This is a genomic window from Ruegeria sp. BHSA123 (assembly GCF_059613425.1).
The window spans coordinates 1-26,702 of record NZ_JBXWSL010000016.1 but is presented as its reverse complement, the minus strand read 5'-3'; the positions used below and the strand labels follow the sequence as shown (position 1 = coordinate 26,702).

At 58.0% G+C, this 26,702-nt stretch carries 27 protein-coding genes; 16 read left to right on the top strand and 11 right to left on the bottom strand.

What is annotated here, in order from left to right; all coding sequences use genetic code 11:
* Positions 1-109: 109 nt before the first annotated feature.
* Positions 110-1,624, bottom strand: a complete 1,515-nt coding sequence (locus tag AC2FNC_RS10790; protein ID WP_496715310.1) for a DUF2125 domain-containing protein — start codon at positions 1,622-1,624, stop codon at positions 110-112.
* A 140-nt stretch (positions 1,625-1,764) separates the two neighbouring features.
* Between AC2FNC_RS10790 and AC2FNC_RS10785 the strand changes: the two genes are divergently transcribed.
* The 3 genes from AC2FNC_RS10785 to AC2FNC_RS10775 are packed head-to-tail and all read left to right on the top strand — an operon-like array spanning position 1,765 to position 3,847.
* Positions 1,765-2,508, top strand: coding sequence for an SDR family oxidoreductase (locus tag AC2FNC_RS10785; RefSeq protein WP_480517860.1), 744 nt, complete (start codon positions 1,765-1,767; stop codon positions 2,506-2,508).
* On the top strand, positions 2,505-3,113 hold the full coding sequence (locus tag AC2FNC_RS10780; RefSeq protein WP_480606295.1) for an enoyl-CoA hydratase/isomerase family protein: 609 nt from the start codon (positions 2,505-2,507) through the stop codon (positions 3,111-3,113). Before AC2FNC_RS10785 ends, AC2FNC_RS10780 begins: the two co-directional genes overlap by 4 nt.
* Positions 3,110-3,847, top strand: coding sequence for a VOC family protein (locus AC2FNC_RS10775; RefSeq protein ID WP_496715309.1), 738 nt, complete (start codon positions 3,110-3,112; stop codon positions 3,845-3,847). Before AC2FNC_RS10780 ends, AC2FNC_RS10775 begins: the two co-directional genes overlap by 4 nt.
* On the opposite strand, the gene AC2FNC_RS10770 is transcribed toward AC2FNC_RS10775, so the two are convergent.
* On the bottom strand, positions 3,848-4,144 hold the full coding sequence (locus tag AC2FNC_RS10770; protein WP_480555027.1) for an HNH endonuclease: 297 nt from the start codon (positions 4,142-4,144) through the stop codon (positions 3,848-3,850). It abuts the gene before it with no gap.
* A gap of 48 nt (positions 4,145-4,192) precedes the next feature.
* On the opposite strand from AC2FNC_RS10770, the gene AC2FNC_RS10765 reads away from it, so the two are divergent.
* Entirely contained in the window at positions 4,193-5,377 is a 1,185-nt protein-coding gene (locus AC2FNC_RS10765; protein WP_496715308.1) for a TIGR03862 family flavoprotein, read from the top strand.
* A 1-nt stretch (position 5,378) separates the two neighbouring features.
* Here the strand turns inward: AC2FNC_RS10765 and holA are convergent, their stop codons facing one another.
* From holA to AC2FNC_RS10745, 4 genes are all read right to left on the bottom strand, one after another.
* The gene (gene holA / locus AC2FNC_RS10760; RefSeq protein WP_480555029.1) at positions 5,379-6,407 is read right to left on the bottom strand and encodes a DNA polymerase III subunit delta; all 1,029 of its coding nucleotides are present in this window, start codon (positions 6,405-6,407) and stop codon (positions 5,379-5,381) included.
* Entirely contained in the window at positions 6,404-6,895 is a 492-nt protein-coding gene (gene lptE / locus AC2FNC_RS10755; protein ID WP_496715306.1) for an LPS assembly lipoprotein LptE, read from the bottom strand. Before lptE ends, holA begins: the two co-directional genes overlap by 4 nt.
* On the bottom strand, positions 6,882-9,419 hold the full coding sequence (gene leuS / locus AC2FNC_RS10750) for a leucine--tRNA ligase (protein WP_496715305.1): 2,538 nt from the start codon (positions 9,417-9,419) through the stop codon (positions 6,882-6,884). Before leuS ends, lptE begins: the two co-directional genes overlap by 14 nt.
* A gap of 72 nt (positions 9,420-9,491) precedes the next feature.
* Entirely contained in the window at positions 9,492-9,977 is a 486-nt protein-coding gene (locus AC2FNC_RS10745; protein WP_480555066.1) for a DUF3576 domain-containing protein, read from the bottom strand.
* Between the two features lie 281 nt (positions 9,978-10,258).
* Between AC2FNC_RS10745 and AC2FNC_RS10740 the strand changes: the two genes are divergently transcribed.
* Both AC2FNC_RS10740 and AC2FNC_RS10735 read left to right on the top strand, forming a co-directional pair.
* Complete coding sequence (locus AC2FNC_RS10740; protein ID WP_496715304.1) at positions 10,259-11,278, top strand: porin; 1,020 nt, start codon at positions 10,259-10,261, stop codon at positions 11,276-11,278.
* Positions 11,279-11,377: 99 nt separating this feature from the next.
* The gene (locus AC2FNC_RS10735; RefSeq protein ID WP_496715302.1) at positions 11,378-12,037 is read left to right on the top strand and encodes a YggS family pyridoxal phosphate-dependent enzyme; all 660 of its coding nucleotides are present in this window, start codon (positions 11,378-11,380) and stop codon (positions 12,035-12,037) included.
* On the opposite strand, the gene AC2FNC_RS10730 is transcribed toward AC2FNC_RS10735, so the two are convergent.
* Positions 12,021-12,521 (bottom strand): L,D-transpeptidase family protein, encoded by a 501-nt coding sequence (locus AC2FNC_RS10730; protein ID WP_480606273.1) that lies wholly within the window; start codon positions 12,519-12,521, stop codon positions 12,021-12,023. The genes AC2FNC_RS10735 and AC2FNC_RS10730 overlap by 17 nt on opposite strands.
* Positions 12,518-13,609, bottom strand: a complete 1,092-nt coding sequence (ribA, locus tag AC2FNC_RS10725) for a GTP cyclohydrolase II (RefSeq protein ID WP_480474143.1) — start codon at positions 13,607-13,609, stop codon at positions 12,518-12,520. The genes AC2FNC_RS10730 and ribA overlap by 4 nt, the downstream gene beginning before the upstream one ends.
* Positions 13,610-13,771: 162 nt before the next feature.
* Between ribA and AC2FNC_RS10720 the strand changes: the two genes are divergently transcribed.
* The 6 genes from AC2FNC_RS10720 (at position 13,772) to AC2FNC_RS10695 (ending at position 17,789) form a co-directional block, all read left to right on the top strand.
* Positions 13,772-14,458 (top strand): response regulator transcription factor, encoded by a 687-nt coding sequence (locus AC2FNC_RS10720; RefSeq protein WP_171724917.1) that lies wholly within the window; start codon positions 13,772-13,774, stop codon positions 14,456-14,458.
* A 238-nt stretch (positions 14,459-14,696) separates the two neighbouring features.
* Positions 14,697-15,089, top strand: coding sequence for a GFA family protein (locus AC2FNC_RS10715; RefSeq protein WP_480517840.1), 393 nt, complete (start codon positions 14,697-14,699; stop codon positions 15,087-15,089).
* A gap of 71 nt (positions 15,090-15,160) precedes the next feature.
* Positions 15,161-15,949, top strand: a complete 789-nt coding sequence (locus tag AC2FNC_RS10710; protein ID WP_480506418.1) for an exodeoxyribonuclease III — start codon at positions 15,161-15,163, stop codon at positions 15,947-15,949.
* 75 nt (positions 15,950-16,024) lie between these two features.
* A complete protein-coding gene (gene trxA, locus AC2FNC_RS10705) occupies positions 16,025-16,939 on the top strand; it encodes a thioredoxin (protein WP_496715299.1) in 915 nt (304 codons plus the stop codon).
* Positions 16,940-16,965: 26 nt separating this feature from the next.
* On the top strand, positions 16,966-17,607 hold the full coding sequence (locus tag AC2FNC_RS10700; protein ID WP_209504974.1) for an LON peptidase substrate-binding domain-containing protein: 642 nt from the start codon (positions 16,966-16,968) through the stop codon (positions 17,605-17,607).
* Positions 17,604-17,789, top strand: a complete 186-nt coding sequence (locus AC2FNC_RS10695; protein ID WP_209504973.1) for a Trm112 family protein — start codon at positions 17,604-17,606, stop codon at positions 17,787-17,789. The genes AC2FNC_RS10700 and AC2FNC_RS10695 overlap by 4 nt, the downstream gene beginning before the upstream one ends.
* Here the strand turns inward: AC2FNC_RS10695 and AC2FNC_RS10690 are convergent.
* Entirely contained in the window at positions 17,786-19,048 is a 1,263-nt protein-coding gene (locus AC2FNC_RS10690; protein ID WP_480517838.1) for an FAD-dependent monooxygenase, read from the bottom strand. The two genes, AC2FNC_RS10695 and AC2FNC_RS10690, sit on opposite strands and share 4 nt — an antisense overlap.
* Before the next feature lie 52 nt (positions 19,049-19,100).
* Here AC2FNC_RS10690 and AC2FNC_RS10685 point away from each other — a divergent pair, with 52 nt between their 5' ends.
* The 4 genes from AC2FNC_RS10685 (at position 19,101) to AC2FNC_RS10670 (ending at position 25,294) form a co-directional block, all read left to right on the top strand.
* Positions 19,101-20,429 carry an amidase gene (locus tag AC2FNC_RS10685; protein ID WP_480539611.1) on the top strand — a complete coding sequence of 443 codons (1,329 nt, stop codon included), beginning with the start codon at positions 19,101-19,103 and terminating at the stop codon, positions 20,427-20,429.
* A 108-nt stretch (positions 20,430-20,537) separates the two neighbouring features.
* Positions 20,538-21,719: an aminotransferase class I/II-fold pyridoxal phosphate-dependent enzyme gene (locus tag AC2FNC_RS10680; protein ID WP_480517834.1), complete on the top strand. Its 1,182-nt coding sequence runs from the start codon at positions 20,538-20,540 to the stop codon at positions 21,717-21,719.
* Positions 21,720-21,733: 14 nt separating this feature from the next.
* Positions 21,734-24,658, top strand: a complete 2,925-nt coding sequence (locus AC2FNC_RS10675; protein WP_480517832.1) for a DNA translocase FtsK — start codon at positions 21,734-21,736, stop codon at positions 24,656-24,658.
* A 39-nt stretch (positions 24,659-24,697) separates the two neighbouring features.
* The gene (locus AC2FNC_RS10670; RefSeq protein ID WP_480474135.1) at positions 24,698-25,294 is read left to right on the top strand and encodes a LolA family protein; all 597 of its coding nucleotides are present in this window, start codon (positions 24,698-24,700) and stop codon (positions 25,292-25,294) included.
* A 15-nt stretch (positions 25,295-25,309) separates the two neighbouring features.
* Here AC2FNC_RS10670 and AC2FNC_RS10665 read toward each other — a convergent pair whose 3' ends face one another.
* A complete protein-coding gene (locus AC2FNC_RS10665; protein ID WP_209504968.1) occupies positions 25,310-25,891 on the bottom strand; it encodes a transglycosylase SLT domain-containing protein in 582 nt (193 codons plus the stop codon).
* A gap of 61 nt (positions 25,892-25,952) precedes the next feature.
* Positions 25,953-26,702: AEC family transporter (locus AC2FNC_RS10660; protein WP_496715297.1), on the bottom strand; the 750-nt coding region annotated here is incomplete at its 5' end.

Here is a 26,702-nt window from a genome sequence, read left to right as displayed (position 1 = left end):
TGACCGGATTGTGCTGTGTGGATCGGGATAAATCCATGCCGCTACCGGGTTTGGCACAAGGTTCACAGGAATGGAAAGGGCCGCACTGCGCGGCCCTTTCAGATAGGTATCACTTGATACGCTGGCCATTCGCAAAAATCTGACCGTCTTCCGTGAATTCGATGGTCGAGTTCAGGGTGTCAGGCTCATCGCCGGGGACAGCCATCAGACCCATCATCATCCGCGCGCCCAGTGCATCGTCGTCCGAAATGAGGCCCATGCCGATCAGCGTATCGATCAGCTGATTGGCGCCAACAAGTTTCAGGTTCGCCACGCCGCTTGGGCTAGGCATTCCGCCAAACTCTTCTGTGTTCGAATTGTCGAAGGCGAAATCGCCATCACCGGTCAGTTTGGCTCCAACCAACGAAACCAGAAGCTGGCTGATTTTCAGCGAATGTAACTCACCCGGAGCCTCATCCGACTCAACGTCGATTTCTGGATCGAAGATGTTCATCAGAACTTTTGCCGTGCCGGTCGTTTCCAGTGCGATTGTCGCCGGATCGCGGGGCAGCGCGCCTGCCGGGTCAAAAATGCCCCACAGGACATCAGACATGGTGAAATCGGTCATGTTGAGGCCAAAGGCGAAGGGCTGAATTTCGTCCGATTGCTGGATCGGGAATTCGAAGTTCAACCCTGCACTGGCCATGGACAACTCGATCGGGAACGGCAGATCCGCTGTTGTCACCGCCAGTTTGGTGCTGTTCTGCGCGATGTCATAGGCGATGCGCTCGGCGTCGATGCTGGCGGCAAAGTGCCCACCCTCCGAGGTGCTGTTCATCGAGAACGCCTGTCCTTCGCTGGTCCCGCTCAGATCGGTGCTGCCGGATGCATAGGTAAACGTGCCATCAAAGGCGAAACCCGCTTGGTAAAACGCCTGCGGATCAGACATGTCAAAATCCAGTGGGATCACGTTTTCGCCTTCAAAGGCCAGTTGGCCCAGTTGGCCATTGATCAGCCCGCTTTCACCACTTTCCGGATCCTGAAAGTTCAGGTTATAGGTCAGCGTATCGCTGTTGAATGTCTGAGTGATGTTTCGGTGTTCGCCGATTTGCATCCGCGACCGACCGGCCAGATCACCTGCTTCGACCGCGATGCTGAAAACCTCGTTCGGCAGCGGTTCGCCATCAACTTCAATCGAATCCAGCGCAATGCCCAGTTTGTCAGCGGTGTAGTCATAAGTCATGTCTTCGGGTGTACCCGAAACGACCATGTTCAGCTGGCTGTGCGAATAAATCACTTTGGCTGCAAACTCTTCATCGTCGGCTGTTCCCGTGACGTCCATGGGAAAGCTCTCGGGCAATCCGATGGTAACGGTTCCGTCACCATTTTCGGTCAGCGTCATTTCCGGCATGACCATCTGGAACTGCCCGTCTTCTTCCGGAAAGGTCAAAGAAAGTGTCATGTTCGAAATTGTGGTGACGTCACCGGCGATGCTTTCGTCGCCTGTAACGGTGTAGCCCATTGATGTGAAATAGCTTTGCCAGTCGGACCAGACATCATTTGCAGTAAGGTCGGCGAACGCGCCCTGGGTCGCGACGGCATAAGCCAGAACAGCACCGCAGCTGCGGTGGAGGAAAACGGACATAAGGTAACCCTTCTTGATCAATTTGCGGCGCATGGTCGGGGTTGTGGCACCTATCGTCAAGGGGGCAAGGGCTGGACCATTTCCCCGTTTCCGCGTTACGCCTGTTGCCGGGATCAATAACAATGCGTGAGGAGAGGCGAATGCAGGGGAAAACAGTTCTGATAACCGGGGCCAGCCGTGGCATCGGGGCCGAAGCGGGGCGCGTTTTTGCCGCAGCCGGGGCCAATGTCGCATTGGTGGCCCGCAGCCGCGATCAGATTGATGCCTTGGCCGCTGATCTGGGTGATCAGGCCATCGCGCTGGCCTGCGATGTCAGCGATTTCGCGCAGGTCGAGCAGGCTGTGGCCACATGTGTGGATCGGTTCGGCGGGCTGGATGTTCTGATTGGCAATGCCGGTGTGATCGATCCGATCTTTCATCTTTCCAACGCCGATCCTGAGGCCTGGAGCAAAGCCATCGACATCAACCTCAAAGGCGTTTTCTACGGGATGCGTGCGGCATTGCCGGTGATGCGGGCCGCCGGGGGCGGAAGCATTCTGACCGTCTCGTCCGGCGCGGCGTCCAACCCGGTTGAGGCGTGGAGCCATTATTGCGCGTCAAAGGCCGGGGCAAAAATGCTGACGGAATGCCTGCATCTGGAAGAAGCCCAACACGGCATTCGCGCAATGGGGCTGTCGCCGGGGACGGTTGCCACGGATATGCAGCGGTCCATCAAGGCAAGCGGCATCAATCCGGTCAGTCAACTGGATTGGGACGCGCATATTCCCGCAGACTGGCCAGCGCGTGCCCTGTTGTGGATGTGTTCCAAGGACGCGGATGAATACTTGGGAAAGGAAATCTCGCTGCGCCTGGAAGACATCCGAAAAAGGGTCGGGCTGATATGATCGACCTGACGAAACAGGATGGCCTGTGGGTCGTTACGATCAACAATCCCGAAAAGGCAAACGCCCTGACTGGAGCGATGCTGAATGAACTGGCCGGGATTGCCGAGGCCGCAACCAGCGCGCGGGCGCTGATCCTGACGGGCGCGGGCAAAGTGTTCAGCGCCGGGGCCGATCTGGACGAGGCGCGCGCCGGTCTGGCCACCTCTGACGTCTGGGAAAGACTGTCCGGTGCCATCGCCGCATTGCCCTGCCTGACCATTGCCGCGTTGAACGGAACTTTGGCTGGTGGGGCCAATGGCATGGCTTTGGCCTGTGACCTTCGCATTGCGGTGCCGACAGCCAAGTTTTTCTATCCGGTGATGAAGCTGGGGTTTCTGCCGCAACCGTCCGATCCGAAACGGTTGGCGGCATTGGTGGGTCCGGCCAGAACCAAGTTGATCCTGATGGCAGGTCAGAAGATCACCGCGCAAGAGGCGTATGACTTTGGTCTGGTTGATCGGATCGTCGAACCCGATCACCTGATGCAAACCGCGCGTGAGCTTGTGACAGACAGCGTGAACGCTGACCCCGTTATCGCCGCGGACATCGCAAGGATGTGTTCATGAGGATTTCGGCCATTCGGTTGCGGGTCACTGACCCGAAAAGACTGGCCGTATTCTATCGCGACGTTCTGGGTATGCGGGTTGACCCGCAGGTGTCAGGTTGCCGCGTCGGCTACAACTCGGAAGATGCGGACCTTCTGCTGCTGCCGGGTGGCGGCGGATACACCCATGACCGGGGCCAAAGATATTGGAAGATCGGAATTACCGTCCCTGATGTCGATCTTGCGGCAGCGCATTTGCGCGCGCTGGGTACTGCGGTAAGCGCGCCGAGCCAGTTTCTGGATATCGGGTACATGTGCCATCTGGCTGATCCCGATGGGTTTGTCATCGAATTGCTGCAACATGATTTCGAAGGCAACAAACCGGCACAGGTGGCAAATCCGGATGCTCCGTTTGCGCAGGCCCGGATCGGTCAGATAACCCTTCGGACCAGTGATATCGCGGGTGAGGACGCGTTTTGGTGTGGGCAAGGCATGTCCCTGCTGTCAATGCAGGAAGTGGCCCCCCATGGCTTTGATCTGCATTTCTATGCCTTTACCGACGAAACCCCTCCAAACGCCGATTTGTGGGCCGTCGAGAATCGCGAGTGGTTGTGGAAACGACCGTATACGACACTGGAATTCCAGCATCTTGCGGGTGCAGAGTTTGCGCCTGTACCGGATTACCGGGGAATAGAAGTCGAAGGGTTGGCCGCACCTTTGAAAGACGCCTTTGGCGATCCGGTCTTGCCGGGCTGATCACCTGTTGCGTCGCTTGCCCGGAACTTTCGACCGAAATCCGGGTGGGCGTTCACGCACCCATATCAGGAATTTCTCAAGCCTGGGATGCGCGCGCAAGGCTGCGATCGTGTTGTAACAGCGCGCCAGTTCGGCCTCGGTCAGGGTGGCATGGACTTCTTTGTGGCAAATCTGGTGCAGAAGAACGGTGGGTCCGCCCTTGCCTCCTTTGAGTTTTGGGATCAGATGATGCAGGCTGCCACCCCCGCTGGGGATCGGGCGGTCGCAGAGCGGGCAGATCGGATCGTTGTTCGCCATGATGGTTTGAAACTTGCGCCGATAGATGGCGAAGGCAAGAGGGTGCGAATGGCGCAGGCAGTCGTGATCGGAGCAGGCCCCGCAGGGTTGATGGCGGCCGAGCAACTGGCCGAGGCCGGGCATTCCGTACTGGTTGCCGAAGCCAAGCCCTCGGTTGCGCGCAAATTTCTGATGGCAGGTAAATCGGGGCTGAACCTGACAAAGGACGAACCGCCTGAGACACTGATGCGGTCTTATGCCGATGCGGCGGACTGGTTGCGCCCGATGATCACCGCCTGTGATGCGCAAGCCGTGCAGCACTGGGCGCGTGGACTGGGACAGATATTATTCACAGGTTCTACCGGGCGGGTTTTTCCCGAGGCCATGAAGGCGTCGCCTTTGTTGCGCGCATGGCTTGCGCGACTGGGCACAGCCGGGGTTGAGATCAAAACCCGTTGGCGATGGAAAGGTTGGGAAGCTGATGCGCTGGTATTCGACACACCGGCCGGGCCGCAAAACCTGACTGCTGCTGTAACCGTGCTTGCGCTGGGCGGGGCCAGCTGGGCCCGCCTTGGGTCGGATGGTCATTGGGCGCAAATCCTGTCTGACAGGGGCGTCGAACTGGCACCGTTTGAACCTGCGAATTCAGCCCTGTCGGTGGACTGGAGCACTCATATGCAGCCACATTTCGGGGCGGCGCTGAAGTCGGTTCGGTGGAAGGCCGGTGACCTGGATAGCCGCGGCGAGGCTGCGATCTCGGCAACCGGGCTGGAGGGAGGGGGGCTTTACACTCTCACCCCTGCTTTGCGCAAAGGGCAGCTACTTTTTGTCGATCTGGTGCCCGACCTGGAACAGCAGTCCTTGCAGGCGCGTTGGTCTTCCAGAAAGTCGAAAACCACACTTTCGCAATGGTTGAGAAAGTCGTTGAACCTGTCACCGCAGAAGATCGCCGTGTTTCACGAGATGGCAATACGCAGTCACTTGCCGCTGCCCGGCGAAGTGGCGGTCCTCAAGAAACTGCCAATCCTGCACGCGGGGCTGCGACCGATGGATGAGGCCATTTCGACGGCAGGTGGCGTGAAACGATCCGCGTTGGGTGACGGGCTGATGCTGAAGACCATGCCGGGCGTGTTCTGCGCCGGTGAGATGCTGGATTGGGAAGCGCCGACCGGGGGGTATCTTTTGACAGCCTGTCTTGCCACTGGCCGCTGGGCCGGTCGGGCCGCTGCCGATTGGCTGGATCAGGGCAAGTAACTCAGCGCGACCGCGCAAGCATCGCCAGACGAATCATTGCGCGCTCGACCAGTGCCATTGAGGGGGCGGTCTGTCCGGCGGAGCGCAGGGAGAGGTCGGTATCCGTAAGAACGGTCAGAGCAGTTTGCAGCTTGGGCGCGCCCCAGCCCTGTGCCTGACGCAGAATACGGTCACGCCGTTTGCCGTAAACCGGCGGGCGCAACTTGCCGATACCCTGCGCCGCACCACCGGGATCCGAGGCGCAGGCATAAAGGGTGCGGAAATGCCGGGTTGCCCCAATACACAGAGTTACCCCGTTGGTACCCTGTGCCTGCAACCGCCGGATCAGCGGTCCGATCTCACCGGCGCGGCCTTCTGCAACCACGTTCAGCACGTCGTCAAGCGCCGCCTCGGTCGAACGCGGGGTACAGGCTTCGATGTCTTCCATGGTCAACTCAGAGTTGTCACCACGCTTGTAAAGCGACAGTTTCTCAATGGTTTGGGTGAAGTCACCGGGGCTAAGACTGTTGGCCAGTTCGCTGATGGCAGACATGACATCGCGGGGGATGTTATTCAGTTGCGCCTCAGTCAGAACCCGCTCGACCTCTGCACGCGATGGCGGGTCGTCATAAATGCCTATCGCATAGGCCGCAGGATGCCCCTCGAACGCTTTGCGGATTTTTGAGTTTGGTTTCAGCTGACCAGCCGTCACGATGATCTGAGCGTCGCCGGGGGTCCAATCTTCAAGTGCGGCCAGAATCGCAGGCGAGGCGGTTTCGGTGGCGTCTTCCACAAACACCGCGCGCGGGCCGGGGAAAAACCCAACCGCCTTGACCGCGTCCAGCAGAGACGCCGGATCGCCGCGCAAGTCGCCACCCGGCAGGCGGGTCAGGCGCATTTCCTCTTCCGCACCAGGACCAAGCAGGGCGGCCAGAACCTGCTGCCGCTTAAGCGCCACCCGCATGGCATCCGCACCATAGATCAGCAGCCCGGTCTTGTCCGCATCCGGCTTGGCGAAATACCCGTCAGCCTCGCGCGGGCTCAACTTCATTTGGACAAGCCCGGTGTTGAATACAGGCGGTTCACTATATGCCCGGACAGGATCACCATCAGGCGTTCTTTCGCATCGCGTTCGTCAGCCAGCGTCGACACGGTAGAGCCCGAAGCAGAATAGCCCACAAAATCGGTTACGGTGCCGGACGCTGCGACTTGTCCAGTTTCATTAGATTTCAACGCGTATTGGGCCCGTCCATCAATCGTGTACCGCGTTGTCTCGTTCGTCGTGGTGATGGCCGCGCCGCGGGTTTCGGTCGAGACCTGAACATCCAGAGCGTAATCGCTGATAGAGCCCGCGCTGCGGCCCAGTTGTTGTTCAAGGTTCTGAACCAGAAGATAGCTTTCAACGGTATTTGGCGCAGATACCGCCACCCGACCGAACAAGGCAGAGCCTGACCCACCCGGAGCATAAACCGGTTGAAAGCCGCAGGCAGCCAGCGCCAGCGGCATCACAAGCAATGTTCTGCGATCAAACAACGACATTCACGATCCGGCCCGGAACAACGATAACTTTCTTCGGCGCGTTGCCATCCAGCGCCTTTTGGACAGCTTCGGTGCTGAGCGCGATATTTTCAACCTCGGCTTTGTCCATATCTTTTGGAACGCTGATTTCCGCGCGACGCTTGCCGTTGATCTGGATCGGCAGGGTGACGGTGTCATCAACCAGCATCGCTTCATCCGCGACGGGCCACCGGGCGACAGCCACAAGGCCCTCACCGCCCTGATGCGCCCAGATATCTTCCGCCAGATGTGGCGTCATCGGCGACATCAACTGGGCCAGTGTTTTGATTGCCTGTTTCTGAGCCGCCGCACCGGCCTTGGATTTTGCCAGTGTATTGGTGAAGGCGTACAGTTTGGCGATGGCTGCGTTGAAGCCAAAGCTTTCGACACCTAATGTCACGTCGCGGATGGTTTTGTGCATCTCGCGCAACAGATCCTCATCGCCTTCGCCCGCTGCATCGGCGTCCATGGCGCCGATCCTGTCACACAGATTCCAAACGCGATTCAAATGCTTATAGGCGGCTTCGGCCCCTGCCGCCGTCCATTCCACGTCCCGCTCGGGTGGCGAATCGGACAACACGAACCAGCGGGCCGTGTCGGCCCCAAAGGCCGAAATGATGCTGACCGGGTCGACCACGTTTTTCTTGGATTTCGACATCTTGGCTGAGGGGATGATTTCGACCTCTGTGCCATCGGCCAGTTTGCCGTTGGTTACATCCTCGGGCAGGTGATAGACCGGGCGGCCGTTGGCGTCGCGCGTCTGGTAAATCTCATGCGTCACCATGCCTTGCGTGAACAGCGCGTCGAACGGCTCGATGGCCTTCTTCGGCAAGTGCCCGGTGAGGTGCATCGCCCGCGCAAAGAACCGGGAATAAAGCAGGTGCAGAATCGCGTGCTCAATGCCGCCGATATACTGGTCGATATTCATCCAATATTCGGCCTCGGCCAGATCGGTGGGTGTTTCCGCACGCGGAGCGGTAAAGCGCGCGAAATACCACGACGAATCGACGAAAGTATCCATCGTGTCGGTTTCGCGCTTGGCCGGTGCGCCACAAGACGGGCAGGAACAATCGCGCCAGGTCGGGTGGCGGTCCAGCGGGTTACCCGGTTTGTCGAATGTGACATCGTCGGGCAGGCGGATTGGCAGGTTTTCTTTTTTCTCGGGAACCACACCGCAGCTTTCGCAATGCACGACGGGAATCGGACACCCCCAATAGCGCTGACGGCTGAGGCCCCAGTCCCGCAGACGGTATTTGGTGACACCCTCGCCCCAACCGGCTTGTTCAGCAAAATCGACGGTGGCGTTGATGGCTTCTTCGCCTGTCGCTTCGGTCAAACCGGCGAAGTGGTTCACCCAGCGGACTTTCTCGGTTTTCGGCGGGACGAATGCAATTTTGTCGACCGGCGTGTCGTCATCCAGTGCAAAGAATGTGTCGACCACAGGAAGGCCGTATTTGCGGCAAAAGTCGAGGTCACGCTGATCATGCGCAGGGCAGGCAAAGATTGCGCCCGTGCCGTAATCCATCAGGATGAAATTGGCGATCCAGACCGGCAGTTCCCAGCTCGGGTCCAGCGGGTGCTTGACCTTGATGCCTGTGTCAAAGCCCAGCTTTTCGGCGGTTTCTATGGCTTCCTCAGTGGTGCCACCTTTGCGACATTCGGCCACGAATTCAGCCACTTCTGGATTTTCGGCTTCAAGCTGTTTTGCGATCGGGTGATCGGGCGAGATGCCAACGAAAGATGCGCCCAGTAGCGTGTCGGGGCGGGTTGTATAGACGGTGATCGGATCGCCGCCGTCTGTGCGTTCAAAGCCGAATTGCAGACCACGGGATTTGCCGATCCAGTTCTCCTGCATCAGGCGCACTTTGGCGGGCCAGTTGTCCAGAGTGTCCAGCGCATCCAGCAATTCTTCGGAATAGTCCGAGATCTTGAAGAACCACTGGGTCAGCTCGCGTCGCTCTACCAATGCACCCGAACGCCAGCCACGACCATTTTCAACCTGCTCGTTGGCCAGAACGGTCATGTCGACCGGGTCCCAGTTCACCACAGCGTTTTTGCGATAGACCAGCCCGGCATCGAGCATATCGAGGAACAGCGCCTGTTGCTGGCCGTAATACTCGGGGTCGCAGGTCGCGAACTCACGAGACCAGTCGATGGACAGGCCAAGTGGTTTCATCTGGTCGCGCATGTCGGCGATGTTGCTGTAGGTCCAGTCCTTCGGATGACCCCCGATGGCCATCGCGGCATTTTCCGCAGGCATCCCGAATGCGTCCCAGCCCATCGGGTGCAGCACATTATGGCCCGTTGCCAGCTTGTGCCGCGCGATGACGTCACCCATCGTATAGTTGCGCACATGCCCCATATGGATTCTGCCAGACGGGTAAGGAAACATCTCAAGCACATAGTATTTTGGCTTGTCCGCCTTGTGGTTGGCGGTGAAGATCCCGGCCTTGTCCCAGGCCTCCTGCCATTTTGCTTCGATTTCGGTGGCCGAGTAGCGCGACATTGTGCGGTCCTTCGTGAATGAAAACGCCGGGTAGGAACCCGGCGTGGTAATATTGTGATTTTCGGCGGGTTGCTAGAACTTGTTGTCTGCTATGCGTAGTTGCCGGGCGCGCGACAGAATCGCATCCTCGACTGCGCGGGATGTTGCCGCACTCACCGGAGCCCCCCCGCTTGATTGCAGCGCAACCGACAAAGAGCGCGCGGCAAGCGCCGGATCGCTGATATGAACAGTTGCCCGGTAGGATCGGCCGCCGCCCGGAGGCGTGCCATAACCCGTTACGATTACACCGGTAAACGGATCAACCTCTTGCACTGGCAGGAAGCTCAGCACATCCAGCGAAGCCGCCCAAAGATACCGGTTTACGTTTGTTGTCTGTTCGGCGGTGCTGCGGTCAAAGATGTCCCAGATAGTTGCCCGCTCGGGGTCATTCAGCTCTTGTTCGTCCGAATTGCCGCCAGCGAGGTTGGGGGAGTACGTTGTCGAAGTGTTTCGATTCTGCCCACATGCCGAAAGAGCGGCGGTCAGCAGGATCATTCCCAAAATCGTCGGCAGGCGCATTGTAAACAGGTCCTGTTTCACTTGTTCTACAGTATTCAGGGGATACTCCTAGCCAAGGACCCCCGCTGCAACAAGTCCATTCTTCTGAAATGTAAGTGTATCAGCTGCATCAGGGCGAAAACTGACTGTGGCATCCTTGCACCAATTTGACCTCAATGACGCCGACGTCTTTATGCCAAGCTTGCGCAAAGGGGGCAAAAAGAGCGAAACGGTGTCCGTGCTGAGACATGTGCCGAGGCATATGTCGAGTAGATAACTCTTTTGAAACCGAGGGAAACAAGATGAAAAAAGTTCTCTTCGCATCGACGGCGCTGATCGCGACCGCAGGCGTTGCAGCAGCTGAAGTTAACTTCAGCGGTTATGGCCGCTTTGGTATTGGCTACGTTGAAGATCGTAGCGGTACCGTTGTAAACGTCCAGACAACCGGTACCAACACAGGCGTTGGTACTGCGGTTGTTCAAACAAGCGACGCGATCCTGGTCTCGCGCTTCCGTCTGAACATCGACGGTATTGCAGAAACCGACGGTGGCGTTCGTTTCGAAGGCCGCGTTCGTCTGCAAGCTGACGAAAACAGCGGCAACGGTGAAGCAAACTCCGCCGGTCTGAACGGTGCACGCTTCTCGGTCATCTACGGTGGCCTGCGTGTTGACGCCGGTAACGTTGCAGGTGCCTTCGACAACCTGGCAAACTACTACGGCAACGAAGTTGGTCTTGAGCTGTTCGCAGGTCAGTACTCGGGTGTTGACTACAGCTTCCTGGGTTACTCGTCGACCGGTTCGGGTTCGAACGCCGTGTTCTTCCAGTATTCGGTTGGCGACTTCTCGTTTGGCGCATCGTACGACCAAGCGACTGTAGCTCTGAACGGTGCACCTATTAGTGCAGACCGTTGGGACATCAGCGCAACCTACACCTTCAACAACATCACAGCTGCTTTGGCCTACGGCCAGACCGACGCTGGTGTTGCTGGTGTAAGCGATCCGAGCCTGACCGTTCTGACCCTGGGTGGCGAATGGGGTGACTTCGGCGGTACTCTGTTTGTTGCAGACGACGCAACTCAGGTTGCAGCAACTGACGGCACCGCATGGGGTCTGTCGGCAACCTACAACGTTGGCGCCGCAACAACCCTGATCTTCGCTTACGGTGACGGTAACGCGTCTGCTGATACTCAGCAGGTTGCTGTTGGCGCGATCTACGACCTGGGCGGCGGTGCATCGCTGCGCGGTGGTATCGGTGTCAACGACTGTGACATCTGCGCAGACTCGACCATGGTTGCTGACTTCGGTGCTCAGTTCAACTTCTAAGCTGATCTGAACCGCAAGGTTTAAGGGCGGGTCTTCGGACTCGCCCTTTTCTTTTGCGCCGACTTGGTGTTTTTCTGCGCAAAACAGGATGAGGGTCCCATGTCGCTGCAAGACATCACCGCACGTATCGCCAAAGCCGAAGCCAGGTCGGACAGACCGGCTGGTTCTGTCAAACTGATTGCCGTGTCCAAAGTGCAGCCGAATGAAAGGGTGCAGGCCGTTCTTGAGCAGGGGCACAGATGTTTTGGCGAGAATCGCGTGCAGGAAGCAGCAAGCAAGTGGCCCGCGTTCAAAGAACAGTTCGAGGGTATTGATCTGCACCTCATTGGCCCGTTGCAGACCAACAAGGCCCGTCACGCAATGGAACTGTTTGATGCGATCCATTCGGTAGATCGACCCAAACTGGCCAAGACACTGGCGCGTTTGGCACAGGAAATGGGAACCTGTCCGGACCTGTTCATTCAGGTCAACACCGGTGAGGAAGACCAAAAGGCCGGTATCCTTCCTGCGGACGCGGATGGTTTCATTGCCGAGTGCAGGTCATTGGATCTGCCTGTGTGTGGATTGATGTGCATTCCCCCGGTCGATGAAGAGCCGACTTTGCACTTTGCGCTATTGGCCAAAATCGCCGCACGCAACGGGCTTGATGGATTGTCTATGGGAATGAGTCAAGATTTCGAACAGGCCATCGCCCTTGGCGCGACACATGTGCGCGTTGGCTCGGCCATCTTTGGCGAACGGGTTAAACCTCAGGAATGATCAGCCGTGATCCGGGGGCAATGTGCCCTGCGATCCAGTGCAGATGGTCCCGGCGAAAGGCAATGCAGCCTTCGGTTGGATAACCGGGTCTGCGCCATTGGTGCAGAAAAATCGCTGACCCTCTGCCCGGAACGGCGTTTGGCCAGTTCCAGTCGGTCAACAGAATCAGATCATATAACGGGTCGGCGCGGCGCAGCTTTTCGTGGCTGAATGCATAGGGTGCGCTGACCATGTGGTTGTATCTGCTTTCAGACACGTCGTCAGACCACAAGTCCCGTGGGCCAATGGCACGGGCCCATTTGCTGGGGGCGGCCATTCGGTCGGCCCGGTACAGCATACCGACGATTCGATGATGTCCGGTTGGGGTCGCGCCATCGCCTTCGCGTTTTGCGTTGCTCAACCCGCCTTTGCCCACGGAACAGGGGAACTCCCTGCCAAGAAACCGGATGCCGCGCGGGGTCAGAACAAGATCGCCTGGGGTCAAAGCAGATGCCCTGATTTCTTGGCCTTGGTTGCCAGGTATCCCCGGTTGTGAGAGGTTTCGCCAACCCTCAGAGGGACACGCTCGGTTACTGCGATACCTGTTCGCTCCATCATGGCGATCTTGGCCGGGTTGTTGGTCAGCAAGCGGACAGAATTGAAGCCCAGCGACTTCAATATGTCCGACCCAAGCCGAAAATCGCGCTCATCGTCCTCAAAACCCAGCCTGTGGTTCGCCTCAACAGTGTCAAAACCCTGATCCTGAAGGAAATAGGCGCGCATTTTGTTGGCCAGACCGATACCGCGCCCTTCCTGATTCAGGTACAAAAGAACGCCTGCACCTTCTGCCCCCATCTGTTCCAGGGCACCGCGCAGTTGCGGGCCGCAATCACATTTCAGGCTTCCCATCAGATCGCCGGTGAAACAGGCAGAATGCAATCGGGCCAGCACAGGCTTGTCGCGGTCCGGGCGTCCGATCTCGACGGCGTAGTGCTCTTCACCACCGTCTTCAGGTCGGAATACGTGCAACCGACCGGCTTCGGACACCTCCATCGGAAGGCGGGCCGCGACGACTTCGTGCAAAGTGCTGCGATCCGCCAGATGAGGTGTGGCGCGCGTGTGATCAATGCATGTCAGACCGTGCGACGCGGCAAATGCCCTGCCGTCCTCGACAGGTACCACGACCACAGCGGGAAGGATGCGCGCGGATTTGGCCAATGCAATTGCGATACGGTGGAGATTGGCATTACCGTGCCGCTCGGTCATCAACGGGCCCTTCATGGGTGCGTTCAGATCGTCGGAAGGATCGGCAACCGCCTGTACCCATGCGATATCCGCATCCGCCGGGATCGATACACGTGCCAGATCCCCGTCGTACGCCCGCGCTTTCAGGGTTTCAGCACGTCGCCCAGTTATGGCCACCACCGGACTCCCTAGTTTTTTCAGGTCGGCCAGACGCTGCGGGCTGAGCGTTTCGGCAGAAACCGCAAGCACGCTGAAGCCGCTGTCATCAGTCAGTGCAACGGGAACGCCCATGCGCAGATCGGCCCGGGCCCGGGCGAGAAGTTCCGTGATGTCGGGGATGAGACTCATCAATGTTACCCTATAACGCTCAATCTTTCTCCTAGCTCTTTCGAAAGGAAATGTGAAACATTTCCGCGAACTCTGACACGAAGGCGTGAAACGGTTGCAGCAAATCTTGTTGATTGCATATTCCACGCGCAAGTGATGGAAAAGCGTTTGGAGGACCGGGAAATGGCTCAACTCAAGAAAATCCTGCTAGTGGACGATGATGAGGATCTGCGCGAGGCGCTCAGCGAGCAACTTGTCATGACCGAAGACTTTGACGTGTTCGAGGCGTCGGACGGTCACTCTGCCATGGAGCGCGCGCGCGAAGCGATCTATGATCTGGTCATTCTTGATGTGGGTCTGCCGGATACCGACGGGCGCGAACTGTGCCGCCTCATGCGCAAACAGGGTGTCAAAAGCCCGATCCTGATGCTGACCGGTCATGACAGCGATGCCGATACGATCCTGGGCCTGGATGCCGGCGCGAATGACTATGTCTCGAAACCATTCAAATTCCCGGTGCTTCTGGCACGTATCCGTGCGCAGCTTCGACAGCACGAACAATCCGAGGACGCTGTATTTGTACTTGGCCCCTATACGTTCAAACCGGCGATGAAGATGCTGATCACGGAAGAGGACAGAAAAATCCGCCTGACCGAGAAGGAAACCAACATCCTCAAATTTCTGTACCGCTCGACCGACGGCGTGGTGGCACGGGATGTGCTGCTTCACGAAGTTTGGGGGTATAATGCTGGTGTTACAACGCATACGCTGGAAACCCACATCTACCGCCTGCGTCAGAAGATTGAGCCCGATCCGTCAAATGCGCGCCTTTTGGTCACAGAATCCGGTGGATATAGGCTGGTGTCTTAACTGGGTGTGGATTGACTTGGATCAAAGTGATACCCTGTACTCATAATTAGGTTACTCCCAACCCGCGCATGTCCGGGTTATGACATGCACCTCCCTGTTGGACTGCCGGGCCGAATGGCCCGGCTTTTTTCTTTTCTGAAGGGCGAGATCATGCGCCGCCTATACCGTCACAGGCGTTGCGAAATCCATTTTGTTCCTGTAATGTTCTAATTCTTGCGAAAGGTTGGAGGAGCGCGTGATGATCGAAGGAAGCTGTTTGTGCGGGGCGGTGAAGTTTAACCTGAAGTCTCAACCATCCGTGATGGGAACCTGCCATTGCTCAAGATGCAGAAAAGCCGGGGCCAGCACAGTCGTATTTGTCAACAAAGAAGACTTGGTGTGGGTTCGGGGAAGGGAAAACGTAACGCTGCACCAGCCTGATCCGCCTTACAAATACGGCAGGTGTTTCTGCACGAAATGCGGGACATCTTTGGGCGAAATCACTTCAGAAGCAGACAGTTTTCCAATCGCTGCAAACGCATTGGATACTGGGTTAAAGCAGAAAGTTCAGTTTCACGAATTTGTTTCGGAAAAGCCGGACTGGTACGAGATTTGCGACGATGCCCCCCAAAATGAAAGCCACCCGTCCTAGCTTTTTTTCTGATGGCACCCCACCCCCCACCGCGTTAACCTTCGCCAAATCGCGACAGAGGAATCCTCGCCATGCCCTTCACACTTGCCACCTGGAACATCAACTCGGTCCGACTGCGCGAACCTATCGTGCTGAAACTGTTGGAAGAAGAGGCACCGGATGTTCTGTGTTTGCAGGAATGCAAGTCTCCGGTTGAAAAGATTCCGACCGAAGGGTTCGCGGAGCTGGGCTATACCCACATGATTGCCCGTGGCCAGAAAGGATATAATGGCGTCGCCATCCTGTCCCGCCTGCCGATAGAGGAGGTGGGCGACATGGATTTCGCAGATCTCGGCCACGCACGCCACATAGCCGGACGGATGGAGAATGGTGTCACGATCCACAACTTCTATGTTCCCGCTGGCGGTGATGTGCCAGATCGTGAAGTGAATGAGAAATTTGGCCAAAAGCTCGACTATCTCACGGGCATGCGCGATTGGTTCCACGCAGAAAAGCCGGAAAAATCCATCCTCGTCGGCGATCTGAACATTGCTCCGCGAGAAGATGACGTCTGGTCGCACAAACAATTGCTCAAGATCGTCTCGCACACTCCGATTGAAGTGGAACATCTGGCCGAGACCCAGGACGCGGGTGGTTGGGTCGATATCACCCGGCAGGATATTCCCGAAGGGCAGCTTTTCAGCTGGTGGTCCTACCGGGCCCGCGACTGGGATGCGGCAGACAAGGGGCGGCGGCTGGATCATGTCTGGGCCACGCCCGATATTTCGAATGCGGGTCATTCCAGTCGCATTCTGCGGGATGCGCGTGGGTGGGAGAAGCCCAGCGATCATGCGCCGGTCTTTGCGACTTTCGACATCTGAACTGAAACTCTGCCCTTGGTTTCTGCGACAAGCGATTGCATATAGAGCGCAAGTTCGAACGAAAGAGTGATTGCCATGGACATCCTGAACGGCGCAGCCGCCCCAGCCACCGATCTGATCAAGGACGGGACCGAGGCCACTTTCATGATCGATGTGGTCGAAGCTTCGCAGGAAACGCCTGTTATCGTTGACTTCTGGGCACCTTGGTGCGGCCCGTGCAAGACGCTGGGCCCGATGCTGGAAGACGCTGTTACCGCCGCCAAAGGCGCGGTGAAGATGGTCAAGATCAACGTGGACGAGGCACAGATGATCGCCTCGCAAATGCGCATCCAGTCGATTCCAACGGTCTACGCGTTTTTTAAAGGGCAACCCGTGGACGGTTTTCAGGGCGCGCTGCCGGGGTCCGAGATCAAGGCTTTCGTAGACCGCGTGATCGAGGCGTCAGGTGGGGAAAGCCCCGGTGGTCAATTGGATGACGCGGTAGTTGCCGCCGAAGAAATGCTGAGCGAAGGCGCAGCGGCAGATGCCGCGCAGACTTTTGCCGCCGTTCTTGGCGAAGACCCGAACCACGCGGCAGCATATGGCGGGCTGGTGCGGGCACATATCGCCACTGGCGATCTGGAGCATGCCGAGGCCATCCTGAACGGTGCACCGGCTGAAATATCCAACTCGGCCGAGGTCGAGGCTGCGCATGCGCAATTGCAACTGGCCAAGCAAGCGGCTGATGCGGGTCCGGTGGCTGATCTGACAGCGGCCGTTGAAGCAGACCCCGAAAATCTTCAGGCCCGGTTTGACCTGGCACAGGCATTGCATGCGAACGGCGAAGTGGAAGAAGCCGTGGCGCAATTGCTGGAATTGTTCCGCCGGGATCGTGAGTGGGATGACGGGGCCGCCAAGACCCAGCTTTTCACGATCTTTGATGCGCTCAAGCCCAATGACCCGATCGTTCTGAACGGTCGCCGCAAACTCAGCTCGATGATATTTGCCTAATTTCTGATCAGAGCTAGAATTGGGACATGATGCATCCCGCCGATCTGCCGGACACCGTATCCGTGTTCCCCTTGCCCGGGGCGCTGTTGTTGCCCCGCTCGCGCTTGCCGCTTCACATCTTCGAGCCGCGCTATTTGCAAATGCTGGACGATGCGCTCAAGACCAAGGAACGGCTGATTGCGATGGTCCAGCCAAATCCTTCGGCCCATGATGAGAACAAACTGCACCGCATCGGATGCGTCGGGCGTGTGACCCAGTTTTCCGAAACGGAAGATGGCCGTTATCTGATCACGCTGACCGGTGTGTCCCGGTTCCGCGTGGTTTCAGAGTTGGACGCTTTCACGCCATACCGGCGGTGCGAAGTTTCGTGGGACGGCTTTGACAGGGATCTGGGCAAGGCCGAAAACGACGACAGGTTCAATCGCACCAAGTTCCTAGCTTTGCTGGAACGCTTCTTTTCGTCCCGGCAATTGTCCACCGATTGGGCTTCTCTGAAAGATGCCGAGGATGAATTGCTGGTGAACTCGCTGTCCATGTTGCTGGACTTTGACCCGGAAGACAAACAGGCCTTGTTAGAGGCCCCTTGCCTGCGCACACGGCGCGAGACGCTGATGACATTGATAGAATTCGCAATGCGAGGCGGATCGAATGAGGAAAAACTGCAATGACTGACCCTGAACACGCCTTTGATCGCCGCATGCTCGAAGCTCTGGTCTGCCCGCAGACGCAAACGACCCTGCGCTATGACGCCGAAAGGCAGGAACTTGTGTCACAGGCCGCAGGTCTGGCTTTTCCCATCCGCAACGGCATTCCGGTCATGCTGGTCGACGAGGCACGGCAGCTGGACTAAATTGGCTGCCCTTGCAGCAGCTTGGGCAAATCTCCGGTCAAACCGGCGGCTTCGCGGACGAAACCGCGCTGCAACCCCGGCAGTGCGCCGACAATTCCCATACCAACGTCTCGCCCAATGCGCAGCAACGGGTTGTCGTTCGAGAACAGTTTGTTGAAAACATCCGTTGCCATCGCAAGAGCAGCGGTGTCGAACCTGCGCCATTCCTGATAGCGTTCCAGCACCATAAGCGACCCGATGTCTTCGCCGCGCCGCCCTGCCAAGGTCAGAACCTCTGCCAGCGCGCCGACATCACGCAGACCGGCGTTAAGGCCCTGACCGGCAATCGGGTGCATCCCGTGGGCGGCATCCCCGACCAGTGCCAGACGATCAGCGACAAAGGAATTGGCGATGGTCAGGTTCAAAGGATAGGTGAAACGATCTCCTGCCAGGCGGATTTCACCTAGGAAATCGCCGAACCGTGGGCGTAGGACTTGCAGATAGTCGCCCTCGGGCAGGGCGTTGATCTGTTGCGCGGCCTTGGTGCGTTCGCTCCATACAATGGAACTGCGATTGCCGGTCAGCGGCAGAATCGCCAAGGGGCCTGGCGGCATGAAGAACTGATGGGCAATGCCGTGATGCGGCAGCTCGTGTTCAATGGCGCAGACAAGTGCGGTCTGGCCATACTCCCAACCTGTGCGCTTGATACCTGCGCGGCGCGCGGTGCCGCTGTGGCGGCCGTCACACCCAACCAGCAGGCTGCTGTTCACAGTCGAACCATCGTCCAGCGTCACGGTCACTCCAGTGGTGTCGGCTTGTTGCGACACAACAGTCTTGCCACTCAGCTGAGTGATGCGGGGCTCATCAGCCATAGCGTCCAGAAAGGCGCGGCGCAGGTGACGGTCTTCGACCATATACCCCATCGGGCCTTCTTCTATTTCGGCGTGGTCGAAATGCATGAAAAACGGTGACGGGCCTGTACCGGCGTGGCCGTCTGTGACCTTGATCTCCAGCATCGGTTGGGCGTGTTCCGCAACGCGGTCCCAGACACCGATGGCAGCCAGCAAGCGCTGTGACGCCAAGGCCAGCGCATAGGCTCGCCCGTCGAATGCCGCATTCTTGCGGACCTTCTCTTCCAGCGCATCAATCACTGTGACCGAATGTCCGGTTTGTGCCAGAGCCAATGCCAAAGCCGGGCCGTTCAGCCCGCTGCCCACGATCAGAATGTCAGATGCCTGTGTCATGCCCTGCAATATGCGCGCCCTTTCGGGATTGTCCATGTGCAGTCCTGTCGCTACCGTTCTTTCAAGCCAAAAAGCAGGAGGGGGCGGGATGCAGGATTGGTTGACCATGACGGCGTGTGATTTGGGCCGTGGAATTGGGATGGGCCAGATCGATCCGGTTGAATTGACGGAAACCTACCTGTCCGCAATAGACGCCCATCCGCACCGCGACCGCATCTATGCCCGCGTCACCCATGACCGCGCCCGCGCCGAGGCCGAAGCCGCGCAGCAACGCGCGAAGATGGGATTGCGGCGGTCGTTGCTGGATGGGGTTCCCATTAGCTGGAAAGACCTGTTCGACACCGCTGGTACTGCGACCGAGGCCGGGTCGGCGCTTTTGAAAGACCGGGTGCCGGACGCGGATGCACTTGTGGTACGCAACGCAACCCAGATGGGAACGGTCTGTCTGGGTAAGACGCATATGAGCGAGCTGGCCTTTTCCGGCCTTGGATTGAACCCGATCACTGGTACGCCGCCTTGCATTGACGATGAGGACGCCGTGCCTGGCGGTTCATCTTCAGGCGCGGCGGCTTCGGTTGCGTGGGGTTTGGCAGCTGGGGGTATCGGGTCCGATACTGCTGGGTCAGTACGCATCCCATCGGCTTGGAACAATTTGGTTGGACTAAAAACCACCGCCGGGCGGATAAGTTTGGAAGGGGTTGTACCTCTGCGCCTTCGGTTTGACACGGTGGGCCCTTTGGCGCGCTCAGTTGAAGACGCAGCACATATGCTGGCTTTGCTTGAGGGCGGAACGCCTGCCGATCTGCGAGGTGCAAACTTGAAAGGCCGCCGTTTTGCAGATTTGCAAAACGTGGTTAAAGACGATTTGCGCGATGTACCGCGAGTCGCTTATGAGGTTGGTTTGGAACGACTTCGAGACGCAGGCGCAAAGGTTATACCTCTTGAGGTTCCCGAACTTCACAACGCAATGTCCCTGTCTAGTGTTGTCGATCCCACCGAATCGTACGGACTGTGGCGAGATGTGATCGAAGCGAATCCTGATGTAATGTATCCTCCGATACTGGAACGGTTCCGGGCTGGAAAAGACGTATCCGGTCCGGACTACGTCGCTGCGTGGTCGAAGCTGGAAGCCTGTCGCGCGGCATGGGATACCGCCACCGCCGGGTTCGATGCCGTTCTTGCGCCAACCGTTCCCAATCTGCCACCCAATCTGGACCGGTTGATGACCGATCACGACTATTACGTGACTGAAAACCTGCTGGCCCTTCGCAACACGCGGATCGGCAACCTGATGGGGCTTGCGGCGCTGACCCTGCCCACCGGAACGCCCGGTTGCGGGCTGATGATGATGGGGTATCCGAACTCGGAAGAGGCCCTGTTGCGGTTGGGGTCAGCGGCAGAATCGGCATTGGCTTGAATGCCACAATCCACTGATTCGGAACCTCTTTGTCTGGACGAAGAGGTATGCGGGCTGTAATCTGCCAAAAAAACGGGGCGCAAATGACCCCGATATTGAGGCAGTAATATGGATTTCCCCGAGCGGTTTTCGAACCTACCGGAATATGCATTCCCGCGTTTGCGCGCCCTGTTGGATCACCATCAACCGGGCGGTGACGTCGTTCATATGACGATTGGCGCACCCACGCATGACTTTCCGGCCTGGGTGACGGATGTCATCATGGAAAACGCGGCCGGGTTTCAGGGCTATCCGCCGAACGAAGGCTCGGAAGACCTGCGCGGTGCAATCACGGGCTGGATCAAGCGGCGCTATGGGGTCGAAATGGACCCTGACACCAACGTCATGGCGCTGAACGGCACACGTGAGGGGCTGTATAATGCGGCCATGGCGCTGTGCCCGGAACAGAAGAATGGCAAACAACCGATCATCCTGTGCCCGAACCCATTTTATCAGGTCTACATGGTCGCGTCGATTTCGGTGGGTGCGCAACCTTATTTTGTCCCTGCAACCGCTGCGACAGGTCATCTGCCGGATTATTCCAGCCTGTCCGAAGATGTGCTGAACCGAACTGCGGTGGCTTATGTCTGTTCCCCGGCCAACCCGCAGGGTGCAGTTGCGTCGCGCGACTATTGGGCTGACCTGATCCGTCTGGCCGAGGCTTATGATTTCCGGATCTTTGCCGACGAGTGCTATTCCGAGATTTACCGTGACCAAGCCCCGACGGGGGTTCTGACCGTTGCGCAGGAACTGGGGACTGATCCCGAACGGATCACGCTGTTTAATTCCCTGTCCAAACGCTCGAACCTTGCCGGTTTGCGCTCGGGCCTGATTGCAGGTGGACCAAAGTCCATCAGTCAGGTGAAAAAGCTGCGCACCTATGCCGGGTCCCCACTGCCTTTGCCCTTGCAAGCCGCCGCCGCGCGCGTCTGGGCGGATGAGATACATGTCGAGCAAAACCGCGCGCTCTATCAGGAGAAATACGCCATTGCTGATGAGGTGTTTGCGGGCGTGCAAGGTTACATGTCGCCAGAGGCCGGGTTTTTTCTGTGGTTGCCGGTCGAGAATGGCGAGGACGCGGCATTGAAGGTTTGGAAGGAAACCGGGGTTCGGGTTCTTCCTGGCGCATATCTTTCACAAGGCGATCCGGGAAATAACCCGGGCGAAGGCTTTATCCGGGTTGCATTGGTAGCCCCAAAAACAGAGTTGCAGCGTGGTCTGATCACACTCCGCGACTGCATCTATACGTGAGGTACGAGGGCAAAATGGCATCATATAATGCGCGAAACCGCGACCCATTGCTGGACAGCACAACACAGGCAGCCCTGGAGCGACGCAGTAAGGAACTGATCGGTATCGCGCTGATCCTGTTGGGCTTGGCCGCGGCTGCGATGATCTGGTCCTATACGCCCGATGATCCCAACTGGATGGTTTCGACCGATGCACCGGTGCAGAACTGGATGGGACGGGTGGGCGCGTCTATTGCAGCCCCCTTGTTCATGATCGTGGGCTGGGGAAGCTGGGGCATCGCGCTTGTTCTGGCTGGATGGGGTCTGCGTTTTGCGGGCCATTTCGGTGAAGACCGGGCCATTGCCCGCCTGATCTTTGCCCCGATCTGGATCGCTGTAGCCTCGGTCTATGCCGCAACCCTTGTTCCCGGTGCCGAGTGGCGTGCAACGCATAGCTACGGTTTGGGCGGTTTGTTTGGCGACACGGTCATGGGCGCGTTGCTGACGCTGTTGCCGATCTCCTCGCATTTTCTGGTCAAACTGATGTCTCTGGCCATGGCCGTCGGTATGACCGCGCTGGGTGTTTTTGTGCTGGGCTTCACCAAGGCCGACGTGAAACGTGGCTTCCGGGCCTTCATCCTGGGCCTTGTGATGTCTTATGACATGCTGATGACGCTGATGGGGCGCGGTGCGGCTTCGGCCGCGCAAGCGGCACGGGATCGCCGGGCGCAGTGGGAAGAACGCAAGCTTGCTCGGGCTGAAGCGGTCGAGGCGATGTTTGACGACGAACTGGTCTATGCCGACCCTGTTTTTGAAGAACCTGAATTGGGACGCCCTGAACCTCCGGTCAAATCGGGCCTGTTGGCGCGAATGCCGTCGCTTATCCGTCGCCCCGATCCAATGCCCGAACCCGAGCTGGTGGACCCGGAACCGATCGCGGGCTTTGACGACATGCCCGGCGAAGATCGCATCCGCTCCAAAATCTCGGCCGCCGTGCGAAATCGCAAGGTTGCTGTGGGCGAAATGACACCCGAGCCAGATCCCAGCCTGCCGTTGACCAAAGGTCGTGGACGCCGTCCCGATCCGCTGATCCTGAACCAGCATACCTTGTCCGAATTGCCCCCGGAACCGCCGGTGACGGCGTATGGTCTGCGCCCCGAGCCGCAGGTGTCCACTGGTGACACGCCAGAGGCACCAGAGCTTGCTTTGATGGGTTATGAGGCCGGGACGGAACAATACGACTACGCGTCCGAGTTGGATATCGATGATGAATCGGTTTTCGAGGATGTCGCCGATGCCATGCCGCAACCGCGTCAGGCGATGAAGATCCCAGTGGCTGAACCGCGGAAGCCTGTGGTGGCGCAGCCCGTGCGCCGGACACCGTTGCCGTCCCGTCGTGCGCAGGCCGAAGCGCAACCGGCATTGTCCTTCGAGGAACGACACTCTGATTTTGAACTGCCGCCTCTGGGCTTATTGTCCAACCCCGCAAATATCCAGCGCCATCACCTGAGCGATGAGGCCTTGGAAGAAAACGCGCGGATGCTGGAAAACGTTCTGGACGATTACGGCGTCAAGGGTGAGATCGTCAGCGTACGCCCCGGCCCGGTCGTGACCATGTACGAGCTGGAGCCCGCTCCGGGCCTTAAGGCGAGCCGTGTGATCGGTTTGGCAGACGATATTGCGCGCTCGATGTCGGCCCTTTCGGCACGTGTTTCGACACTGCCCGGCCGTTCGGTGATCGGGATCGAGTTGCCCAATGAAAACCGGGAAATGGTGGTTCTACGCGAAATCCTCGCCAGCCGCGATTTCGGCGATGGCAATCAGGCGCTGCCGTTGGCGCTGGGCAAGGATATCGGCGGCGCGTCCGTGGTGGCGAACCTGGCCAAGATGCCTCACCTGCTAATCGCCGGGACCACGGGTTCGGGCAAGTCGGTGGCGATCAACACGATGATCCTGTCGCTGCTTTACAAGCTGACGCCGGATGAATGCCGCCTTATCATGATCGACCCCAAGATGCTGGAACTGTCGGTTTACGATGGCATCCCGCATCTGCTGTCGCCCGTTGTGACCGATCCGAAGAAAGCGGTCGTGGCCCTGAAATGGGTCGTGGGCGAAATGGAAGACCGCTATCGCAAGATGTCCAAGATGGGCGTGCGCAACATCGCTGGCTACAATGGCCGTGTGAAGGATGCGCTGGCCAAGGGCGAGTTGTTCAGCCGCACGGTGCAGACCGGGTTTGACGATGAAACCGGTGAACCAACATTCGAGACGGAACAATTCGCGCCCGAAGCGATGCCCTATATCGTCGTCATTGTTGATGAGATGGCCGATCTGATGATGGTCGCGGGCAAGGAGATCGAAGCGTGTATCCAGCGTCTGGCGCAAATGGCGCGGGCCTCGGGCATTCACCTGATCATGGCAACACAGCGCCCGTCTGTTGACGTGATCACCGGCACGATCAAAGCCAACTTCCCGACGCGGATTTCGTTCCAGGTGACCTCAAAAATCGACAGCCGTACCATTTTGGGCGAGATGGGCGCCGAGCAGCTGCTGGGGCAGGGCGACATGCTTTACATGGCCGGTGGCGCCAAGATCACCCGATGCCACGGGCCGTTTGTGTCGGATGAAGAGGTCGAGGAAATCGTCAACCACCTCAAACAATTCGGCCCGCCCGATTACGTGGGCAGCGTTCTGGATGGACCGGCCGAGGACAAGGTCGACAACATTGACGCCGTTCTGGGGCTGAATACAGGTGGCAACACGAACGGAGAAGACGCGCTGTACGATCAGGCGGTGGCAATTGTGATCAAGGATCGCAAATGCTCGACCTCTTACATTCAGCGGAAACTCGCCATCGGGTACAACAAGGCGGCGCGGCTTGTTGAGCAGATGGAAGAGGAAGGTGTTGTTTCGTCAGCAAATCATGTCGGGAAACGCGAAATCCTCGTCCCCGAGCAATAGGATATTTAATAACAAGGGCAGACAGCCTATCTGTACGGCATGAAACAGATTGCTTTTGCCCTTGCTTTGACACTGGCTGCACCAGCCGCCTGGGCGGCGGAAAAACTGCCGCTTTCGCAAATCTCAAGTTACCTGAACGGATTGAAAACGGTTCAGACAACGTTCACGCAGGTGAATGATGATGGCTCGTTGAGCACCGGGCAGCTGTGGATGCAGCGCCCGGGCAAGATGCGGTTCGAATATGACCCGCCCAACAGCGCTGTGGTGCTGGCGCGCTCGGGCAGTGTACAGATCTTTGATCCCAAATCGAACCAGCCGCCCGAGCAATACCCGCTGAAGCGCACGCCGCTATCCATTGTGCTGGCGCGCAATGTGAATCTTGATCAGGCCAATATGGTTGTCGGCCACAGCTTTGACGGCACGGCCACAGTGGTCACTGCACAAGACCCCAAGAACCCTGAAGCAGGCCGGATTGAATTGATGTTCACCGATAACCCGGTCGAACTTCGCAAATGGGTGATCCATGACAACGCGGGCAGTCAGACCACAGTTCTTCTGGGCGCGCTGACGGAAAGCGATGACCTGGATCAGGGCCTTTTTTCGAACAAGGAAAGACGCGGGTCAGTCAATCGCTGACCCGTTGAGTATGACTCAGTACCGGCAGTTCGCTAATTGCGCCTGATACAGTTGCGCGCGTGCGTCCACGTCATTGGCCACGCTCAACAACCATGATTTGCTGTTGTGGGTGCCGCGTGCGTACCCCGTGTGGCCTTCGTGATAGGCCAGGTATTGATTGCGTGTGTCGCCGGGGTGGATGCCGTTGCGCTCATAGCTTTTGTTCATATACCAGCCGATGAAGTCCGACGCGTCGCGGATGCGATCCCGCTTGGCCCGACGCTTGCCGGTTTCGCGCTGATATTGATCCCAGGTGCCGTCCAGTGCTTGGCTGAACCCATAGGCGCTGCTTTGCCGCCCCATCGGGATCACGCCCAGCACGTAACGGTGTGGGGTACGTGCATCGTGGCGATATCGGCTTTCCTGATAAATCGTGGCCATCTGAACGTGAACCGGAACACCCCATTTCTGCTCGGTGCTTTTGAAAGCCTTGATAAAATCCGGTCGCTCGTGCGCAATACTGCATGCGTCGTTCAGTTTGCTGGGCGGTTGTTTTGACCCGCCGCCACAGGATGCCAAAAGCAGCACCCCGAAGAGTACGATAAGAATTCTGCTCATGTGCCTCATGCCTTTTTTTGTTTATTCTAGCGTAGATTGAGCTCTGAGGAAATCACAATCGCTACAAAACAATGGCAAGAATTACGGGTAACGCCGCCACGGAAAGCACAGTGGACACCATGACCATGCCGGCAACGGCATCGGAATCGGCCTCAAATCGTTCTGCCAGCAAATATGAGGTCACAGCGACCGGCGTACAAATTTGCAGGACCAGAACGCCAAAGGCGACAGTGTCCAGATCAAACAACACTCCAATCCCCCAGCCCAACGCAAAGCAGACGATAAGTTTCAGGACTGACAACCAGAGTGCTTGCCCCAGACTGCGCGAGGTCAGGCGGGCGATTGCCACACCGACCGTGACCAACATCAGCGGAACAGCCATTTGCCCCAAAAGCTCTAACGTGTTGGTTAGAAATGTCGGAGTTTGCCACCCTTGCCACAAAAACACTGCACCCAGAATGGTCGCCCACGCCATCGGCTGGCGCAAGACTTGTCCCCATGCGCCTTTTCCGGCGACTAGGTATATTCCATAAGTGAAAGAAAACAGCGCAGTTACAGACAGAAAGATGACTGCGTAACCCAAGCCAATCTGTCCGAACGCAAAGATACATAGCGGCAAGCCAAGATTGCCGGTATTGCCGAAAATCAGCGGTGACAGGTACGTGCGCTGATCCAGTTTCAATACGCGAACCAGCAACCAGAACACCCCTGCCAGCAGAAGATTTGCGACCAGGGTCGCGGATGTGAAACGCGACAAATCTCCGCCCGGGATGTCGGTTTGCATGAGCGCAACAAAGATCAGACTGGGCAT